At 72.4% G+C, this 16,590-nt stretch carries 17 protein-coding genes; 6 read left to right on the top strand and 11 right to left on the bottom strand.

Features of this window, described 5'->3' with window-relative positions:
• Positions 1-24: 24 nt before the first annotated feature.
• The 10 genes from B0I33_RS22405 to B0I33_RS22360 are packed head-to-tail and all read right to left on the bottom strand — an operon-like array spanning position 25 to position 10,300.
• Positions 25-1,335: a glutamate-1-semialdehyde 2,1-aminomutase gene (locus tag B0I33_RS22405; RefSeq protein ID WP_106180803.1), complete on the bottom strand. Its 1,311-nt coding sequence runs from the start codon at positions 1,333-1,335 to the stop codon at positions 25-27.
• 5 nt (positions 1,336-1,340) lie between these two features.
• Positions 1,341-1,889: a dTDP-4-dehydrorhamnose 3,5-epimerase family protein gene (locus B0I33_RS22400; protein WP_106180802.1), complete on the bottom strand. Its 549-nt coding sequence runs from the start codon at positions 1,887-1,889 to the stop codon at positions 1,341-1,343.
• Positions 1,886-3,085, bottom strand: a complete 1,200-nt coding sequence (locus B0I33_RS22395; protein WP_106180801.1) for a polysaccharide pyruvyl transferase family protein — start codon at positions 3,083-3,085, stop codon at positions 1,886-1,888. Before B0I33_RS22395 ends, B0I33_RS22400 begins: the two co-directional genes overlap by 4 nt.
• On the bottom strand, positions 3,082-4,032 hold the full coding sequence (locus tag B0I33_RS22390) for a glycosyltransferase family 2 protein (protein WP_106180800.1): 951 nt from the start codon (positions 4,030-4,032) through the stop codon (positions 3,082-3,084). Before B0I33_RS22390 ends, B0I33_RS22395 begins: the two co-directional genes overlap by 4 nt.
• Entirely contained in the window at positions 4,029-5,327 is a 1,299-nt protein-coding gene (locus tag B0I33_RS22385; protein ID WP_106180799.1) for an MATE family efflux transporter, read from the bottom strand. The genes B0I33_RS22390 and B0I33_RS22385 overlap by 4 nt, the downstream gene beginning before the upstream one ends.
• Before the next feature lie 4 nt (positions 5,328-5,331).
• Positions 5,332-6,600, bottom strand: coding sequence for a DUF4910 domain-containing protein (locus B0I33_RS22380; protein WP_106180798.1), 1,269 nt, complete (start codon positions 6,598-6,600; stop codon positions 5,332-5,334).
• Positions 6,600-7,622: an NAD-dependent epimerase/dehydratase family protein gene (locus B0I33_RS22375; RefSeq protein WP_106180797.1), complete on the bottom strand. Its 1,023-nt coding sequence runs from the start codon at positions 7,620-7,622 to the stop codon at positions 6,600-6,602. The genes B0I33_RS22380 and B0I33_RS22375 overlap by 1 nt, the downstream gene beginning before the upstream one ends.
• Positions 7,623-7,626: 4 nt before the next feature.
• Positions 7,627-8,274, bottom strand: coding sequence for a PIG-L deacetylase family protein (locus B0I33_RS22370; RefSeq protein ID WP_106180868.1), 648 nt, complete (start codon positions 8,272-8,274; stop codon positions 7,627-7,629).
• Positions 8,271-9,068, bottom strand: coding sequence for a sugar phosphate nucleotidyltransferase (locus B0I33_RS22365; protein ID WP_106180796.1), 798 nt, complete (start codon positions 9,066-9,068; stop codon positions 8,271-8,273). The genes B0I33_RS22370 and B0I33_RS22365 overlap by 4 nt, the downstream gene beginning before the upstream one ends.
• Entirely contained in the window at positions 9,065-10,300 is a 1,236-nt protein-coding gene (locus B0I33_RS22360) for a class I SAM-dependent methyltransferase (RefSeq protein ID WP_106180795.1), read from the bottom strand. The genes B0I33_RS22365 and B0I33_RS22360 overlap by 4 nt, the downstream gene beginning before the upstream one ends.
• Positions 10,301-10,500: 200 nt before the next feature.
• On the opposite strand from B0I33_RS22360, the gene B0I33_RS22355 reads away from it, so the two are divergent.
• From B0I33_RS22355 to B0I33_RS22340, 4 genes are all read left to right on the top strand, one after another.
• A complete protein-coding gene (locus B0I33_RS22355) occupies positions 10,501-11,499 on the top strand; it encodes a metal ABC transporter solute-binding protein, Zn/Mn family (protein WP_106180794.1) in 999 nt (332 codons plus the stop codon).
• The gene (locus B0I33_RS22350; RefSeq protein WP_106180793.1) at positions 11,496-12,251 is read left to right on the top strand and encodes a metal ABC transporter ATP-binding protein; all 756 of its coding nucleotides are present in this window, start codon (positions 11,496-11,498) and stop codon (positions 12,249-12,251) included. Before B0I33_RS22355 ends, B0I33_RS22350 begins: the two co-directional genes overlap by 4 nt.
• Positions 12,248-13,132 (top strand): metal ABC transporter permease, encoded by an 885-nt coding sequence (locus tag B0I33_RS22345; RefSeq protein ID WP_106180792.1) that lies wholly within the window; start codon positions 12,248-12,250, stop codon positions 13,130-13,132. The genes B0I33_RS22350 and B0I33_RS22345 overlap by 4 nt, the downstream gene beginning before the upstream one ends.
• Positions 13,133-13,418: 286 nt before the next feature.
• A complete protein-coding gene (locus B0I33_RS22340) occupies positions 13,419-14,291 on the top strand; it encodes a metal ABC transporter permease (RefSeq protein WP_106180791.1) in 873 nt (290 codons plus the stop codon).
• A gap of 7 nt (positions 14,292-14,298) precedes the next feature.
• Here B0I33_RS22340 and ddaH read toward each other — a convergent pair whose 3' ends face one another.
• The gene (gene ddaH, locus B0I33_RS22335; protein ID WP_342750082.1) at positions 14,299-15,147 is read right to left on the bottom strand and encodes a dimethylargininase; all 849 of its coding nucleotides are present in this window, start codon (positions 15,145-15,147) and stop codon (positions 14,299-14,301) included.
• 75 nt (positions 15,148-15,222) lie between these two features.
• On the opposite strand from ddaH, the gene B0I33_RS22330 reads away from it, so the two are divergent.
• A complete protein-coding gene (locus B0I33_RS22330) occupies positions 15,223-15,669 on the top strand; it encodes an Lrp/AsnC family transcriptional regulator (RefSeq protein ID WP_106180790.1) in 447 nt (148 codons plus the stop codon).
• Between the two features lie 12 nt (positions 15,670-15,681).
• A complete protein-coding gene (locus B0I33_RS22325) occupies positions 15,682-16,443 on the top strand; it encodes an enoyl-CoA hydratase (protein WP_106180789.1) in 762 nt (253 codons plus the stop codon).
• Positions 16,444-16,590 lie beyond the last annotated feature (147 nt).

Raw genomic sequence — 16,590 nt, 5'->3', positions numbered from 1 at the left:
AGTGGAAAACCGCTGTTCAGGGCGTCAGTTCCGCCTTCGGAAGACGGGCCGCACCGAGCGGCCGCCCATCCAGGCGCTCGGGTCACCCGCGTCCAGTGCTTTGCGGTAGACCGCGCAGGCCTGGCCGACCACGTCGATCGTGTGGTCGATGTCGTCCTCCGTGAGCGCGCTGCTCACCACGAACGACGGCCCGAGCACCCCGCCGGTGACCAGCTGCCGCAGGAACAGTGTGCGGTACTCCTGGGACGGGCGCAGCCGCTCGTCGAGCGTGGCGAACACCAGGTTGCTCGCCCGGCCGCGGACGAGGACGTGGTCGCCGACACCCATCCCGGCCGCCACCTCGCGGACTCCCGCCGCCAGCCGCTCACCGAGCTCGTGCAGGCGGGCGGTGACGCCCTCCTCGACGTAGGTGTCGAACACCGCCATCGCGGCGGCCAGCGCGTGCGTCTCCGCACCGTGCGTGGTGGACAGCAGGAACACCCGGTCGCGGGCGTCCCGTGACCCGCCCTGTTCCATCAGCTCCCTGCGACCGGCCAGCGCGGACACGGCGAACCCGTTGCCGAGCGCCTTGCCGAACGTCGACAGGTCGGGCACGACGCCGTACAGCCCCTGGGCACCCGCCTCCGACCACCGGAACCCGGTGATCATCTCGTCGAACACGAGCACGCAGCCGTGCCGGTCGGCCAGCTCGCGCAGCCCGGCGAGGTACCCGGGTGGTGGTTCCCGCTGCCCGGCGGCCTCCAGCATCAGGCAGGCCACCCTGCCGTCGTGCGCGCGCAGCAGTTCCTCGGTGGCGGCCAGGTCGCCGTAGGGGAACGACACGGTGAGGTTCGTGGTCTCCTCCGGGATGCCCGCGTTCATCGCCGTGGTGCCGATGAACCAGTCGTCGGTGGAGAAGAACGGCTGATCGCGGCAGATCGCCACCAGCGGGCGGCCGGTGGCGGCGCGGGCCAGCCGCACGGCCGCCGTGGTGACGTCGGAGCCGTTCTTGGCGAACTTCACCATCTCGGCCGTGCGCACCGCCGCGAGGAAACGCTCGGCCGCCTCCAGCTCCAGGATGCCGGGGCGGACGAAGTTGGATCCCCGCTCCAGCTCGCGCCGGGCCGCCGCGACGACGCGCGGGTGCGCGTGCCCCAGGCTGACCGAGCGCAGCCCGGAGCCGTACTCGACGTAGCGGTTGCCGTCGACGTCCCACACGTGGGCGCCGCGCCCGTGTGAGATGACCGGCGCGAGCCCGGCCGGGTACTGGTCGTCACCCTTGGCGTAGGTGTGGGCGCCGCCGGGAACCAGCTGGTGCAGGCGCTCGGCCGCGGCCCTGGATCGTGCGAGGTCCATGGTGGTCACCGCGCCGGGTTGAGTGCGTCGGCGAGCCGTGGTGCGCGCCGGTCGCGTTCGGACATCAGGGTCACCGGCAACGGCCACGGGATCGCGAGCTCGGGGTCGTCGAACGCGATCGTCACGTCCTCGGCGGGGTCGTGTGGCCGGTCGATCCGGTAGGAGACGTCGGCGGGTTCGGTGAGCGCCTGGAACCCGTGCGCGCAGCCCGCCGGGATGTACAGCGACACCTGGGTGTCGCCGGTGAGCTCGAACGACTCGACGTTGCGGTACGTCGGCGAGCCGGTCCGCAGGTCGACCACGACGTCGAACACCGCGCCCGCGGAACACCGGACGAGCTTCGCCTCGCCCCGGCCCGAGCGCAGGTGCAGCCCGCGCACCACGCCCTTGCCGGAGCGGGACACGCTGTCCTGGGCGAACCCGTCCGGGTCGATGCCCACCGAGCGGACCACGGCGCGGTCGAACGTGCGGCAGAAGAACCCGCGCTCGTCGGCGTGCGGCGTGGGTTCGAACAGGTACGCCCCCGCGATGGCGGGGACCGGGGTCGCCTTCACCTGGCCTCCTCGGACGTGGTGTGCGGGAACAGGGCCGCCGACAGTGCCGCGAACTGGCGGTCGAGCGCGCGGGTCAGTTCGGCGTTGCGCCCGGCCAGCGTGGCGCGCACCCGGTCCGACCTGGCCTCCAGATCGGCGAGCTGGGCGAGCAGCAGGCCGACGTCGAGAGTGCGGATCGGCTGCCGGAACTCACCGACGCCGAGGTCGGCCATCAGCTCGTCGTTCTTGGCCGCGTAGCTGATCGACAGTGTGGGCTTGCCCAGCCGCAGCGCGGAAAGCACGTTGTGGTAGCGGCTGGCGACCACGACGTCCACTGTGGACATCTCGCGCAGCAGCTCGCCGATCGTCGTGGTCCGCGCGGCGGACAGCAGCGGCGAGTCGATCTCCGCGCGCAGCGCGTCGACCACGGCCTGGTCCGCGACATCGCCGGTGAACAGGCGCACCGGGCGGCCGTCCGCGACGAGCTTGCCGACGAAGCGTTTCATCCTGGCCAGGTAGGCGGCGTACAGCGCGTCCGCCTCGGCGCGCTCGTCGTCGCTGCCGTGGAAGTCGATCACACCGACCCCGACCGTCCCGTTCGGGGCCGCGGCCGCGGGCGCGGGCAGCGCGAACGCCAGATCGGGGTACACGTCGTCGGCCGAGGTGTCGACACCCATCCGCCGCAGCGCGGTCCTGGACAGCTCGTCGCGATACGACCGGTAGGTCGCGAGCGCCGCCGCGCGCGTGATCAGCCAGCGGGTCGCCCTCGCGTTGACCCGGTCGGCACCGACGCTGACCAGCGCCACGCGGGTGCCGAACACCCGGCCCGCCGCGCACAGCAGGAACAGCGAGTAGGGGAAACCCCATGGCCGCAGCGGCAACGTGGCCTCCAGCACGCCCATGCCCGGCACGATCACGGCGTCGTGCCCGCGCACCCACGCTGCCGTGCGCACGGCGTCGGCGAGCTTGCCCACCAGCTTCAGGACGACCGAACGGACCCCGGACACGGTCTCGTACTCGCCGCGGTACCAGTTCAGTGGCGCCGCCGGAAGCCCGTACCGCGCGGTGACCTCGCCGGGCCCGGCGCACAGGCAGTCCAGCAGCGCGTCCGGATGCTCCGCACGCAGCCGCGCGAGCACCGCCTCGAACGAGCCGTCGTTGCCGAGGTTGCCCGAGCCGAGCAGTCCGAACAGCCCGATGCGGACGGACTGGCTCACGGCGTGCTCCCCGCGCGGCCCGCGACCACCGTGTCGACGGTGAGGTCGAGTTCCGCGACGGAGATGGGCGGGGCGTCCTCGACCCGCTGCCCCGCGCCGGGACGGGTCCGGCTGGCGAACCAGCCCGCGAGGTGGCGGTAGCACTCCCGCCGCTCGGCAGGGGTGAGCGGCGCCCGCCGCACGGCGTCGACGAAGCCGAGCACGTACTCGCCGAGCAGCCGCGCCGTCGGGTGCCGCAGCCGGTCGGCCCGGCGCGGGTCCAGGTTGGCGCAGCGGCCGCGGATGGTCGGGTTGGCCCGCTCGGCGCGGGTGGGGTGGTCGCGGCGGAAGTACAGCAGCTCCGGCACCTGGTGGAACGGCCCGTACAGCGCGAGCGAGGCGACGAACGTGCGGTCGGCGTGGTGGTAGCTGTCGTGCGGGCCGGACCGGCGCAGCACGTCGGCGCGGATGACCCCGTAGAAGTCGTCGCCGCCCGGCTCGAACAGCAGGCTGCGGAAACGCTCCGGCGCGTGCGGCGAGTCGGTCGCGATCCGGTAGTCGTACCGGTGGGTGACGCGCCCGGCGCCGTCGATGATCGCGTTCGCCGAGTGGGCCAGCACGGCTTCGGGGTGCGCGTCGAGTGCCTCGACACAGCGGCGCAGCAGGTCCCGGCCGTACAGGTCGTCGTGCGAGGCCCACTTGAACAGCTCGCCCCGCGCGCGGGTGAACACGAAGTTGTGGTTGGGCACGGCACCGACGTTCCGGGTCAGCCGCACGTAGCTGATCCGCGGATCCCGTCTGCGGTAGTCCTCGCAGATGTCCCTGGTGCCGTCGGTGGAGGCGTTGTCGGAGATGATGAGCTCGAAGTCGCCGTAGCTCTGGCCGAGCAGCGCGTCCAGCGACTCGGCGAGGTACTCCTCGCCGTTGTAGACGGGCAGACCGATGCTCAGCCGGGGGACGGTGGTCATGACGTCCTCATTCCTTCGGGTTCGGGCTGGGGCCGGGCCACGTGCTCGCGCAGCCCGGCCCCGAACTGCGCCCACCAGACGACCGCGCCGAACGCCACCCCGGCCGCGACGCCCCACGCCGAGCCGAGCGCGCCGCCGAGGGCGGCACCGGCGAGCCCGCCCGCGACGTAGGCGGCGGAGGCGACGAGCTGCGAGCGGAGGCTGCGGCGCGCCGCGCCGAGGGCGCGCAGGCCGGTGGCCGCGCCGGTGAAGAAGCTCGCGCCGACGACCCCGAGCGTCGCGGGCACGATCAGCGCGGAAGCGGGTTCCCACACGGCACCGAGCAGGAACTCACCGGCCCGGTCGGGCAGCAGGAGCAGCAGCGCGGTGCCCCAGCACAGGGCCGCTGCCGCCTGCCCTCCGCCGAGCAGCAGGCAGAACACGCGCAGGCGGTGCGGCGAGCGCCGGAGCACCCTGGCCGCCTCGGGGACCGCGACCAGCGACAGTCCCATCAGGACGGCGAGGAACGGGCCGAGCAGCAGCTCGACCCCGCGGACCGCGCCCACGTCGGCGAGGCCCGCGATGGCGCCGAGGCCGTACATGCGCAGCTGCGAGCCGCCGCTGTTGCTGGCGTTCTCCACGAGGTAGCGCGGGCCGAGGTCGCGCTGCTGCCGCAGCCAGGTCGCCGCCACGGTGAGGCGCGGCAGCACCCCGGTCTGCACGCAGCCGAAGCCCGCCGCGACGGCGGCGGCGAGGCCCCACGCGAGCACGAACGCGACGACGCTGTCGTGTGCGGAGGCGAGCAGCATCGCCGGGACCAGGGCGGCACCCCACACCAGGTCGTTGCCGAACGCCTTGCGCCCCTCGCCCGAGGCGAAGAACGCGTACCGCCAGGAGTCCTGCACCAGCAGTGCGGGCAGCACGGCCCCGAGTGCCGCGAACGCGCCACCCACCGGGCCGCCGATCACCAGGCCGAGCCCGAGGCAGCCGAGCCCGCCCGCGACGCCGACGGCGAGCGCGGTGCCCGAGGCCCGGACGACCGCACCCCGCCACGCGTCGGCGGCGACGCCGCTGAAGCGCACCATCAGCGGGTCGGTGGCCAGGCCGCGGGAGACGTTGACGAGCACGCCGTAGGTGACCCAGGCGAGGCTGAACGCGCCGAACGCCCCGGCGCCGAGCGAGCGGGCGACGAACGCACCGACGGCGAAGTTGGTGAGGCTGGAGACGGCCTGGTCGCCGAGGCCCCAGCTGAGCCGCCCCGCCATGGCCTTCAGCCCGCGGGACGGCCGCACGCGCCGGTGTCGTCCGATACCCATCCGCTCACTCCTTGAGCAGGCCCGCGGCGAGCAGGGCGTCGGCGGCCGCGGTGACGCTGGCGAACGGCAGGCCGGACCGCTCGGCGATGTCGAGCAGTGAGTGCCCGCCGTCGGAGAGGTTGAGCACCCACAGCATCGCCAGCTGTGCCTGCTTGGCATCGGAGCGCCCGCCGAGCGAGTCGTACAGTCCCCGCCTGCCCAGCTGCGGCTCGCCGTAGGGGCTCAGGTTGACGTAGCGGCGGTCGCGGTCGAGCACGGCGAACGCCTCGCGGCAGACGGCGAGGGTGTCGGCCAGCGCGTCCGGGGACACGAAGCCCGGGTCGTCGGCCGAGGTGTGGTACTCCGGGTACCCGGCGTAGGGCGTGCGGGACAGCGAGCCGACGCCGAGGTCGAACCCCGGCGAGCAGAACTGCCGCTCGTCGTAGCCGTAGGGCGAGAAGTCGACGACCGTGTGCTCCCGGCCGGAGGTGCGCAGCACGTACTCCAGCACCCGGTCGATCGGGGCGTCTCCCCGCCTGCTCCGCTTGTAGGTCAGCGCGCCCCGGTCACCCGCGCAGGCCAGCACGAGGCCGTGCCGGACTCGCTCGACGCGCTCGGCGTTGCGGGCCAGCCAGGTGATCGCGCCGATCGTGCCCGGCGCGAACAGGAAGCGGTAGGTGTAGTACGGCTGCCGCGCCGCGAGTTCCCTGGCGAGGAACGTCGCCACGGCGATGCCCGCGAGGTTGTCGTTGGCCAGTGAGGGGTGGCAGACGTGGCACGACACCAGCACCTCGTCGGTGACCCGGCCGGGCACGACGTGCTCGCCGTAGGTGAGGTGCCCCTCGGCCAGCGTCGAGTCGATGTGTACCTCGTAGTCGCCCTCCGGCAGCGCGTCGAGGGCCCGCTGCGCGAGGCAGAAGCCCCATGTGGGCGCGTAGTAGCTGGTGCGGTACGGGATCCAGGCCGGGTGCTCGGGCAGCGTGTGCAGGTGCTCGGCCAGTTCAGTGCGGCTCATCGTGGCGTGCACCGGCACGCTGTAGCCGACGACGTGCAGGTTCGACTCGGCGAAGTCGACCACCCGCCTGCCGGTGGTGTCGGCGATGTAGGCGTCGCGGATGTTCCACTCCAGCGGCACCGTCCAGTCGAGCACCGGGGTGCCGGTGGGGACCTCGTGCGTCTCCAGCGGCAGCAGCTCGGAGACGAGCTCCAGCGTGCGGCGCACCCCGTCGCCGGTGATGCTGCGGCAGATCGGGTACAGCCGCTCGACCAGGGCGTGCATCTCCGCGCCGGACATCACGCCCGCCGCAGCGTGTCGTCGACGGCACCGGAACCGGTGCGCTCCTTGAGCCAGGCGAGCCGGGTGAACCGCCGGTCGAACGCGTCGCGGGTCAGCCCGTGCCGCTGGTAGGCCTCGATCAGCTCGACCGCGCCCGCCTTGACCGTCCACTCGCAGTCGAAGCCGGGCACGGCCTCCCGGAAGCGGGAGAAGCCGACCCGGTACGAGCGCGGGTCCGCGCCCGCCTCGCCGGTGATGGACAGCCGTGAGCCGGGCACCGCGGCCACGACCTCCTCGGCGATCTGGGCGACCGTGACGTTGTTGCGCTCGGTGCCGATGTTGAACGCGCGGTCGTGCACGGCCTCGCGCGGGGCGGTGAGCGCGGCGGCGAACGCGCGCGCGATGTCGGCGGCGTGCACGAGCGGCCGCCACGGGGTGCCGTCGGAGAGCACCAGCACCTCGCCGGTGAGGAAGGCGTGGCCGACCAGGTTGTTCAGCACGATGTCCGCGCGCAACCGGGGCGAGTAGCCGAACGCCGTGGCGTTGCGCAGGTACACCGGGCTGAAGCCGGCGTCGGCGAGGTCGTGCAGGTCGTCCTCGACCCGGACCTTCGACTCCGCGTACGGGGTCACCGGGCGCAGTGGGGCGTCCTCGTTCACCAGGCCCTCGCCGCCCGAGGCGCCGTAGACGGAGCACGTCGAGGCGTACAGGAAGCGTCGCACGCCCGCGTCCTTCGCCAGCCGGGCGAGGCGGACGGCGGCGTGGTGGTTGATGTCGTAGGTCAGCTCGGGTGCGAGCGCGCCGAGCGGGTCGTTGGACAGCGCGGCCAAGTGGACCACGGCGTCCACTCCGGACATGTGCTCGGCCGTGACGTCCCGCAGGTCGACCTCGTGCCCGGGCGGGTCCTGCGGCTCGGGGCCGAGGACGCAGCCGGAGAACAGCCCGGAGTCGAGGCCGGTCACCTCATGCCCCCCGGCGGCGAGCACGGGCGCCATGACGGTGCCCAGGTATCCCTTGTGTCCGGTCAGTAGCACCCGCATGAATTCAGTCCTTCAGGCCGAGAACGAACTTGTGCACGTAGAAGGCCTCCGCGTAGCGGGCCTGGCATTCGATGCCCCTGATCCGGGCGAGGCCGAGGAACGCCTCCCGGTCGTACCAGGGACGGTGCCGCTGCGAGGCGTAGTGCTCGTGCAGCAGGCGGACCTTGTCCTCCGCCGTCTCCGGGGACAGCGGCTGGTAGGCGTTGGGCGTGCCGAGGTCGCCGTCCCACTTGACGATCTCGTAGCCGAGGGCGAGATGGTCGCGGAAGCACGTCGGCACGAGCGAGGCGAGGCCCCGGTGATCCTGGTGAGCGTCGTCGGTGCGGGGCGCGAGCAGCAGGTCCGGTTCGGTCCTCGCGCGCAGCTCCTCGAGCGCCGACTTGGCCTCGTCCCAGTGCGCGGGGAACCGGCCGTCCGGCAGCTTGAGCACGGCGACGTCGAGGTCCGCGCCGGGGCAGAACGCCGCCAGCGCCGCCCGTTCCTCGTCCTCCCGCCGGGAGCCGCCGCCGGAGAGCACCAGCGCGTCGACCCGGACCCCCGGGTTGGCGGCACACAGGGTGAGCAACGTGCCGCCCGCCCCGATCGGGATGTCGTCGCAGTGCGCGCCGAGCGCCACGACGCGGCGGATCCGGCCGGGCCGCAACGCGATCATGCGGTCCTCGCGGTACGGTGCCCGGTCTCCCACAGCGCCCACGGCCGGTCGCCCTTCGCGTACGCCTCGTCCAGCGCGGCCCGCTCCTTCACGGTGTCGGTCGGCTTCCAGAACCCCCGGTACGGGTAGGCGAGCAGCCTTCCGCGCTTGGCGAGCTCGGCGCAGCCGTCGGCGACGAGGTCGCCGCCCGCCGGGATGTGGTCGAAGACGTCCTGCCGCAAGACGAAGTAGCCGCCGTTCTCCCACAGCGGCATCTCGCTCACGGCCGTGATGGACCCGACGCGGCCGCCCTCGTCCATCTCGACGCAGTGGAACGACGACTGCGGCGGCACCACCATCATCGACGCGCCCGCGTCGGACGCGGCGAACCGATCGATCATCTCGGGCAGCGGGGCGTCGGTGAGCACGTCCGCGTAGTTGGCGAGGAAGATCTCGTCACCGTCGAGGAATCGCCGCACGCGGCGCAGCCGCTCCCCGATCGCCGACTCGATGCCGGTCTGCACGAACGTGATCGACCAGTCGGCGATGTCCGTCGAGAGCAGCTCGGTGCGGCCGCCCTTGAGCACGAAGTCGTTGGAGGCCGTCTCCGAGTAGTTCAGGAAGAAGTCCTTGATGTGGTGGGCGCCGTAGCCCAGCGCCAGGATGAAGTCGGTGTGCCCGAAGTGGGCGTAGTAGCGCATCACGTGCCAGATGAGCGGGCGCGGTCCCACCATCTGCATCGGTTTGGGAACGTCGGAGGCGGTTCCGTTGCGCATCCGCATGCCGTACCCGCCGCAGAAGAGGACGACCTTCACGACTTCACCTCGACAATGTCCAGTTCCGGGATGGGAAACACGAGCCTGCCGCCCCATTCGCCCACATAGGACAGTTGCTCGGTGAGTTCGGTACGCAGGTTCCACGGGAGCACGAGGACGTAGTCGGGCCGGTCGGCGGCGATGCGCTCGGGCGGCAGCACGGGGATCCGCGTTCCCGGGGTGAACCTGCCGTGCTTGTACGGGTTGCGGTCGACGGTGTAGGCCAGCAGGTCCGGCCGGATGCCGCAGTGGTTGAGCAGCGTGTTGCCCTTGCCGGGGGCGCCGTAGCCGACGACCGTGTCTCCGCGTTCGGCGGCGTCCACGAGGAACCGCAACAGGTTCCGCCGGACCCGGGCGACCCGGTCGGCGAACTCGGTGTAGCCGGAGAGCTCGTGCAGCCCGGCGGCCTTCTCCCGCGCGAGGACGTCGGCCATCCGTGCGCTCGGTTCACCCGCCACCTCGGCGGGCCTGGCCCAGAGGCGGATGGAGCCACCGTGGGTCGGCAACAGCTCGACGTCCACAACGGACAGACCGCCGGTCGCGAGCGCCCTCCGGGCGGATTCCACGGTGTAGTACTGGAAGTGCTCGTGGTAGATCGTGTCGTACTGGGTCTTCTCGATCAGCGTGAGCAGATGCTGCACCTCGACGGAGACCCAGCCGTCGTCGGCCACGAGCGCGCGCAGCCCGCGGGTGAAGCCGAGGACGTCGGGAATGTGCGCGTAGACGTTGTTGGCCACCACCAGGTCGGCGGGGCCATGCGCCGCGCGCACCTCGGCGCCGGTCTCCGGGGTGAGGAACCTGGTCTCCGTCGGCACGCCGGCCTCGCGGGCCGCCTGCCCGACGTTCACCGAGGGTTCGACGCCGAGACACCGGATCCCGCGCGACACGACGTGCCGGAGCAGGTACCCGTCGTTGCTGGCCACCTCGACGACGAAGGAGCCCGCGTCCAGCCCGAGCCGGTCGACGGCCGCGCCGACGAACCGGCGCGCGTGCTCGACCCAGGACTCCGAGTAGGACGAGAAGTACGCGTACTCGGTGAACGTGTCCTCGGGAGTGATCAGCGGCGGGATCTGGGCGAGCCAGCAGTCCGTGCACACCTCGAGCCGCAGCGGATACGTGGGCTCGGACTCGTCGAGCTGGTCCGCGGTGAGGAACCGCTCACAGGGCGGCGTGGCCCCGAGATCGACGACACTCGCCGTGTTCGTCGAGCCACAGAGTCGGCACGTGGTCATTGACTTGGCTCCTCGGCTGGCTCGCGAACGCGGCGGCGTGACACCCCCTGATTCGCGGACCGCCGAACGGTCGTTACAGCACCCGCCGGGCGGGGAACACACCGATTCCGAACCGAGACCTGCACGACACCGCTCTTGCGCCACGGTGTTCGTTCACCCGTATGATGGTTTTCGGCGAACCGAAATCCGGGAGGAATGCGATGAGCGCCTGGACGGCCGCGCACCGTAGGCGGCGCGCCCGTACCCGCGGCGCACTCGCGCTCACGGCGCTCGCCGCGGTGTTCGTCCTGGTGCTCACCTGGGTCGCCGCCAACGCGGTCCGCGCCGCCAACGAGGCGGTGGCGGCCGCCAACGGCAGGCCACTGATCGTCACCACCACCAACTTCCTGGACGACACCGTCCGCCGGATCGGCGGCGAGCACATCCGGACCGTGCGGCTGATGGCCCCCGGCGTGGACCCGCACCTCTACCAGGCCAAGGCAAGCGACCTGCACGACATGCGCAGGGCCGACGCCGTGATCGCCGTCGGCCTGTACCTGGAGGGCTCGCTGCAGCGGACGCTCGGGGAGGTCGGCCGCGCCAAGCCCGTGCTGTTCGCCGGGGAGGCGATCCCGGAGGAGAAGCTGCTCAGCCCGCCCGCCGACGCGGCGCCCGAGGAGGAGTACGACCCGCACGTGTGGCACGACCCGCACCTGTGGGCGTACGCGGTGGACGCCATCACGGCGCAGCTGGCCGAGCTCGACCCCGAGCACGCCGCCGGCTACCGGCAGCGGGGCGCCGAGTACCGGCAGCGGGTGCTCGCGCTCGCCGACGAGGTCCGCGCGACCCTCGACCGGATCCCGCCCCGGTACCGGCAGATCGTGACCTCCCACGACGCGTTCCGGTACTTCGGCCGCGCGTTCGGCATGGACGTCGTCGCGATCCAGGGCATCTCGACGCAGGAGGAGGCGACCACCACCGACATCGGCCGGGTCGCCGGGCTCATCGCGCGCAGCGGCGTGCGGTCGGTGTTCGTCGAGACCAGCGTGCCGAGGCAGACCCTCGACGCGGTGCTCGCGGCGGCCCGGCAGCGGGGCCACGACGTGCGGATCGGCGGCGAACTGTTCTCCGACTCCGCGGGAGACGACGGCACACCGGAAGGGACGTATCTCGGCATGATCCGTGCGAACGCCGAAACCCTCGTGGCGGGGCTGGCATGACCGGCGTGGTGGTGGACGAGCGGCGGCCGCCCGCGCTGGCGCTGCGCGGGGTGTCCGCCTCCTACGGCGGGCGCGCCGTGCTCGAGGACGTGGACCTGGACATCCCCGGCGGCAGGCTGAGCGCCGTGGTCGGGCCCAACGGGGCGGGCAAGTCGACGCTCGTCAAGGCCGCGCTCGGCCTGGTGCCCGCCGTGCGCGGTGAGGTCCGGCTGCTCGGCGAGCCGCTGCGCCGGATCCGGAGCCGGGTCGCGTACGTGCCGCAGCAGGACACGGTGGCGCGGGACTTCCCGATCACCGCCGTGCAGGTGGTGGAGATGGGCCGGTACCCGCACCGGGGATGGTTGCGCCGCCTCACCCGGCACGACGACGAACTGGTCGCCGCCGCCATGGCGCAGGTGGGCGTCGAGGCGCTCGCGGACCAGCCGATCGACGAGCTGTCCGGCGGCCAGCGACAGCGGGTTTTTCTCGCCCGCGCGCTGGCGCAGCAGGCGGACCTGGTGATCCTCGACGAGCCGTTCACCGCGGTGGACGCGCGCACGGAGTCGGCGCTGCTGGAGGTGCTGACCGGGCTGTGCGAGCGGGGGCGCTCGGTGGTGGCCGTGCACCACGACCTGCGGACGGTGCGCGACCGGTTCGACCACGCCGCGCTGCTGGCGGGCCGGGTGGTCGCGGCGGGACCGCCACGGGAGGTGCTGACCGCCGGCAACCTCGAGCGGGCCTACGGGCTGGGCCTGCTCGTCGAGCGGACATGATCGAGTGGTTCCTCGCCGCGCTGCCGCTGCCGTACCCGGACGCGGTGGTCGTGGTCGGCACCGCGGTCATCGGGTTCGTCGCCGGCGCGCTCGGCCCGCTCGCCGTGCTGCGCACGCGCAGCATGTTCGGTGACGCGATGAGCCACGGCACCCTGCCCGGCGTCGCGGTGGCGTTCCTCCTCACCGGGACGAAGGCGCCCGCCGCACTGCTTGCGGGCGCCGCGCTGGCCGCGGCGATCGCGGCGTTCGCCATGATCGGGCTGGAACGGGCGGGCAGGCTGCGTGCCGACGCCGCGATCGGCGTGGTCCTCTCGGTGACACTCTCGCTCGGCATCGTGCTGCTCACCCACATCGCGGGCACGGGCAACAGCCAGCAGGCGGGACTCGACGAGTACCTGCTCGGCCAGGCCGCCGGGATGGTGGAGCAGGACATCGTGGTGGCGCTCGCGCTCGGGGCCGTCGCACTGGCCGTGCTGGTGGTGGGTTTCCGGGTGCTGCGCTCGGCGACGTTCGACCCCGGCTTCAGCGCGGTCGCGGGCGTGCCGACGTGGGCCGTCGACGCGGCGGGCACCGGGCTTCTCGCACTGGCCGTGGTGCTCGGCGTGCGCACCGTCGGCGCGATCCTCATGGTGGCGCTGCTGGTGGCGCCAGTGGTGGCGGCACGGCAGCTGACCAAGCGGCTCTCCGCGCTGGTGCCGCTCGCGGGAGTCATCGGCGCGGTGTGCGGCGCGGTCGGCGGCGTGCTGTCCGGCCGGGCGGAACTGCCCGCGGGGCCGGTGATCGTGCTGCTGGCCACCGGGGCGGCGCTGCTGTCCGTGGTGTTCGCCCCGCGGCGCGGGGTGCTCGCCCGGCTCCGCCACCGGTTCCGGGAGGCATCGTGATTTCCCCAATGTGGCTTTCGGTGCGTTCAACGCACCCAAAGCGGCATCCGGTACATCCGACGCGCCCCACGCACCCAATGTGGCTTTCGGTGCGTTCAACGCACCCAAAGCGGCATCCGGTACATCCGACGCGCCCCACGCACCCAATGCGGCATCCGGTACATCCGACGCGCCCCACGCACCCAATGCGGCATTCGGTGCGTTCGGCGCACCCAATGCGGCATTCGGTGCGTCCAACGCAACCAATGCCACATTGGGGAGCTTCCCGCGGGGAAGGGGGCGGGGCGTGAGTACCGCGGACGACGTGCTGATCGTCGTGATCGCCGGGCTGCTGTCCACCGCGTGCGCGCTGCTGGGCAGCTTCCTGGTGCTGCGCAGACAGGCGCTGCTGCCGGACGCGGTGAGCCACGCCGTGCTGCCCGGCATCGTGCTCGTCTTCCTGCTCACCGGCCAGCGGGCGTCCCTGTTCACCGTGCTGGGGGCCACCGCGTTCGGGGTGCTCTGTGTCGCCGGGTTCGAGTGGCTGCGCCGGACCCGGATCGTCGGCTCCGACGCGGCGCTCGCGCTGGTGTTTCCCGCCCTGTTCTCGCTCGGCATCCTCGGCATCGGCGAGTTCGCCTCCGGCGCGCACATCGACCTGGACTCGGCGATCTACGGCGACATCACGTTCGCCCCGCTGCGCACGATGGAACTCGGCGGGCTGGAGGTGCCGACGTCGCTCGTGGTCACGGGCATCGCCGCGGTGGTGATCGGCGTGCTCGTCGTGCTGCTGTGGCGGCCGCTGCAGGCGAGCACGTTCGACCCGGACTTCGCTGAGCTGGGCGGCCTGCGCGGGCGGCTCGCCGGGCGGATCCTGCTGGTCGCGGTGGCGGGCCTGGCCGTCGTCGCGTTCGACAGCGTCGGCGCGATCCTGGTGATCACGTTCTTCGTCGTGCCCGCCGCGACGGCACGGCTGCTGACCGGCCGGATGAGCACCATGCTCGTGGTCGCGGTGGCCGTCGGCTGGGCCGCCTCGCTCGGCGGCCACCAGGCGGCGCTGACGTTCGACACGTCCATCCCGGGCACGATCGGCCTGGCCAGCGGGATCCTGTTCGTCCTGGCGCTGCTGTGCGCACCCCGCCGCGGCCTGCTGACCAGGCGCCGGCGGGCTCGTGGTTGAGGGAGGCCTACTTGCGGATCTCCAGCGTGCAGCACTTGGGGCCGCCGCCGGCCTTGCGCAGCTCCGAGATGTCCAGCAGCACCGGCTCGTACCCGCGGACGGCGAGCTGGTCGGCCAGCCCCCTCGCCTCCCTCGGCAGGATCACGTTGCGGCCGTCGGAGATGCCGTTGCAGCCGAACACGGCCGCGTCGGCCTCGCGCACCAGCACCGCGTCGGGGAACATCCGGGCCAGCACGCGCCGCGAACCCGCGGAGAACGCGGCCGGGTTGTAGGCCACCTGCGCCGGTGCCGAATCGGTCGCCTCGGCGAGCACGAACAGCGCCGTGTCGAGGTGGTAGTAGCGCGGATCGGTCAGCCGAAGCGAGACCACCGGCACCCCGAGCAGCTCCTGCGCCTCGGCGTGCGCGTCCGGGTCGGTGCGGAAGCCGGTGCCGGCCAGCAGCTCCCTGCCGGTCCACGCGAAGTCGCCCTCCGCCTCATTGATCTTCGTGGGCATGGTGACCTCGCGGTAGCCGTGCTCCACGAACCACCGCCGGAAGTGCTCGGCCTCCGCAGCCCGCTGCGGAGCGCGGAAGCGGGCGCCGAGCACCCGGCCGTCGATCACGGTGCCCGAGTTGGCGGCGAACACCATGTCCGGCAGCCCCGGCTGCGGCTCGATCTCGTCGACCTCGTGGCCGAACCGCCGGTAGGTGTCGCGCAGGACGGTCCACTGCTCCATGGCGCGGTCGACGTCGACCGGTTCGTCCGGGTCCATCCACGGGTTGATCACGTACTCGACCGCGAAGTACCGGGGCGGGCACATGAGGTAGTGCCGGGTCGTGGGCACACGCGCGGGTAGCGCAGAGGCGTCCGTCATGGTTTCGAATGTATGCGTGGCTTCGTTGCGCAAGCAATCTCTGTTGGTTGCGTGCTGTTGTGCTAAACGTTGCGTGTGAACACCTTGGATCAGCGGATCGTTTCATGCCTTGTCGCCAATGCCCGGTCGAGCTACGCGGAGATCGGCAAGGTGGTCGGCCTCTCCGCGCCCGCGGTCAAGCGCAGGGTCGACCGGCTGCTCGAGACGGGCGTGCTGCGCGGGTTCACCGCGGTCGTCGACCCGGAGGCACTCGGCTGGGGCACCGAGGCGTTCGTGGAGGTCCACTGCCGGGGCAACATCTCCCCCGCCCGTATCCGCGCGCGCCTGGAGCCACTGCCCGAGGTGGTGGCCGCGTACACGGTCTCCGGCGCGGCCGACGCGATCGTGCACCTGCGGGCCGCGGACATCCACCACCTCGAGGACGCGCTCGAACGGCTGCGCGGGCTGGAGATCGTGGACCGCACCGAGTCGACCGTGGTGCTGTCCCGGCTGCTCGAACGCCCGCCGAGCCCGGATCGCTGACACGATGCCCTCATGAGCGAACGGATTCTCAGCGAGCACAGTGCGGGCGTCGCGCTGATCACCGTCGACGCCCCGGACCGCCGCAACGCGCTCACCCTCCGGCTGTCGGCCGAGCTGGTCGACGCGATCGCGGCGGCGGAGCGCGACGAGAACGTGCACGCGGTGATCGTGACCGGGACCCCGCCCGCGTTCTGCGCGGGTGCCGACCTCACGGCACTCGGCGCCGCCAAGGAGGAGGGCCTGCGCGAGATCTACGCGGGTTTCCTCGCGGTGGCGCGCTGCACCCTGCCGACGATCGCCGCCGTGGGTGGTGCCGCGGTCGGCGCCGGTCTCAACCTCGCCCTCGCCGCGGACGTGCGCCTGGCCGGTCCGAAGGCCCGCTTCGACGCCCGGTTCCTGCAACTCGGCCTGCATCCCGGCGGTGGGATGACGTGGATGTCGCAGCGGTTGGTGGGGACGCAGCAGGCCATGGCGATGACCCTGTTCGGCGAGATCCTCGACGCGGAGGCCGCGGCCCGCGCCGGGCTCGTGCTGCGTACGGTGGAGGGTGACCACGACGAGCTGGTGGCGGCCGCCAGGGAGCTCGCCCGGCCCGCCGTCGAGGCCCCGCGCGAGCTCGTCATCACGATCAAGCGCACGATGCGGCACACCCGAGGCCTCGATGACCACGCCGCCGCCGTCGACGCCGAACTCGAACCCCAGCTGACGTCGCTGGATTCGCCGGAGTTCACCGCCCGGCTGGAGGCGTTGCGCGCCCGCATCGCGGGGCGATGAATCCCACAGGATGGGAGCAAGTAGGCTGTTACCGCGAGTAACAGGTAAGCCGGATCACACCGTCGCACGGCGGTCGAAAACAAGAAGTAATCTCGAAGTATTACGGCGCTCGCCCGCGCCCAGTCGTGAGAGAGGGAATCCCTGGCC

This window comes from Prauserella shujinwangii, from assembly GCF_003001955.1.
Taxonomy (GTDB): domain Bacteria; phylum Actinomycetota; class Actinomycetes; order Mycobacteriales; family Pseudonocardiaceae; genus Qaidamihabitans; species Qaidamihabitans shujinwangii.
Note: the sequence above shows the minus strand (reverse complement) of the source record. Positions and strands in the feature narration are given on the sequence as shown.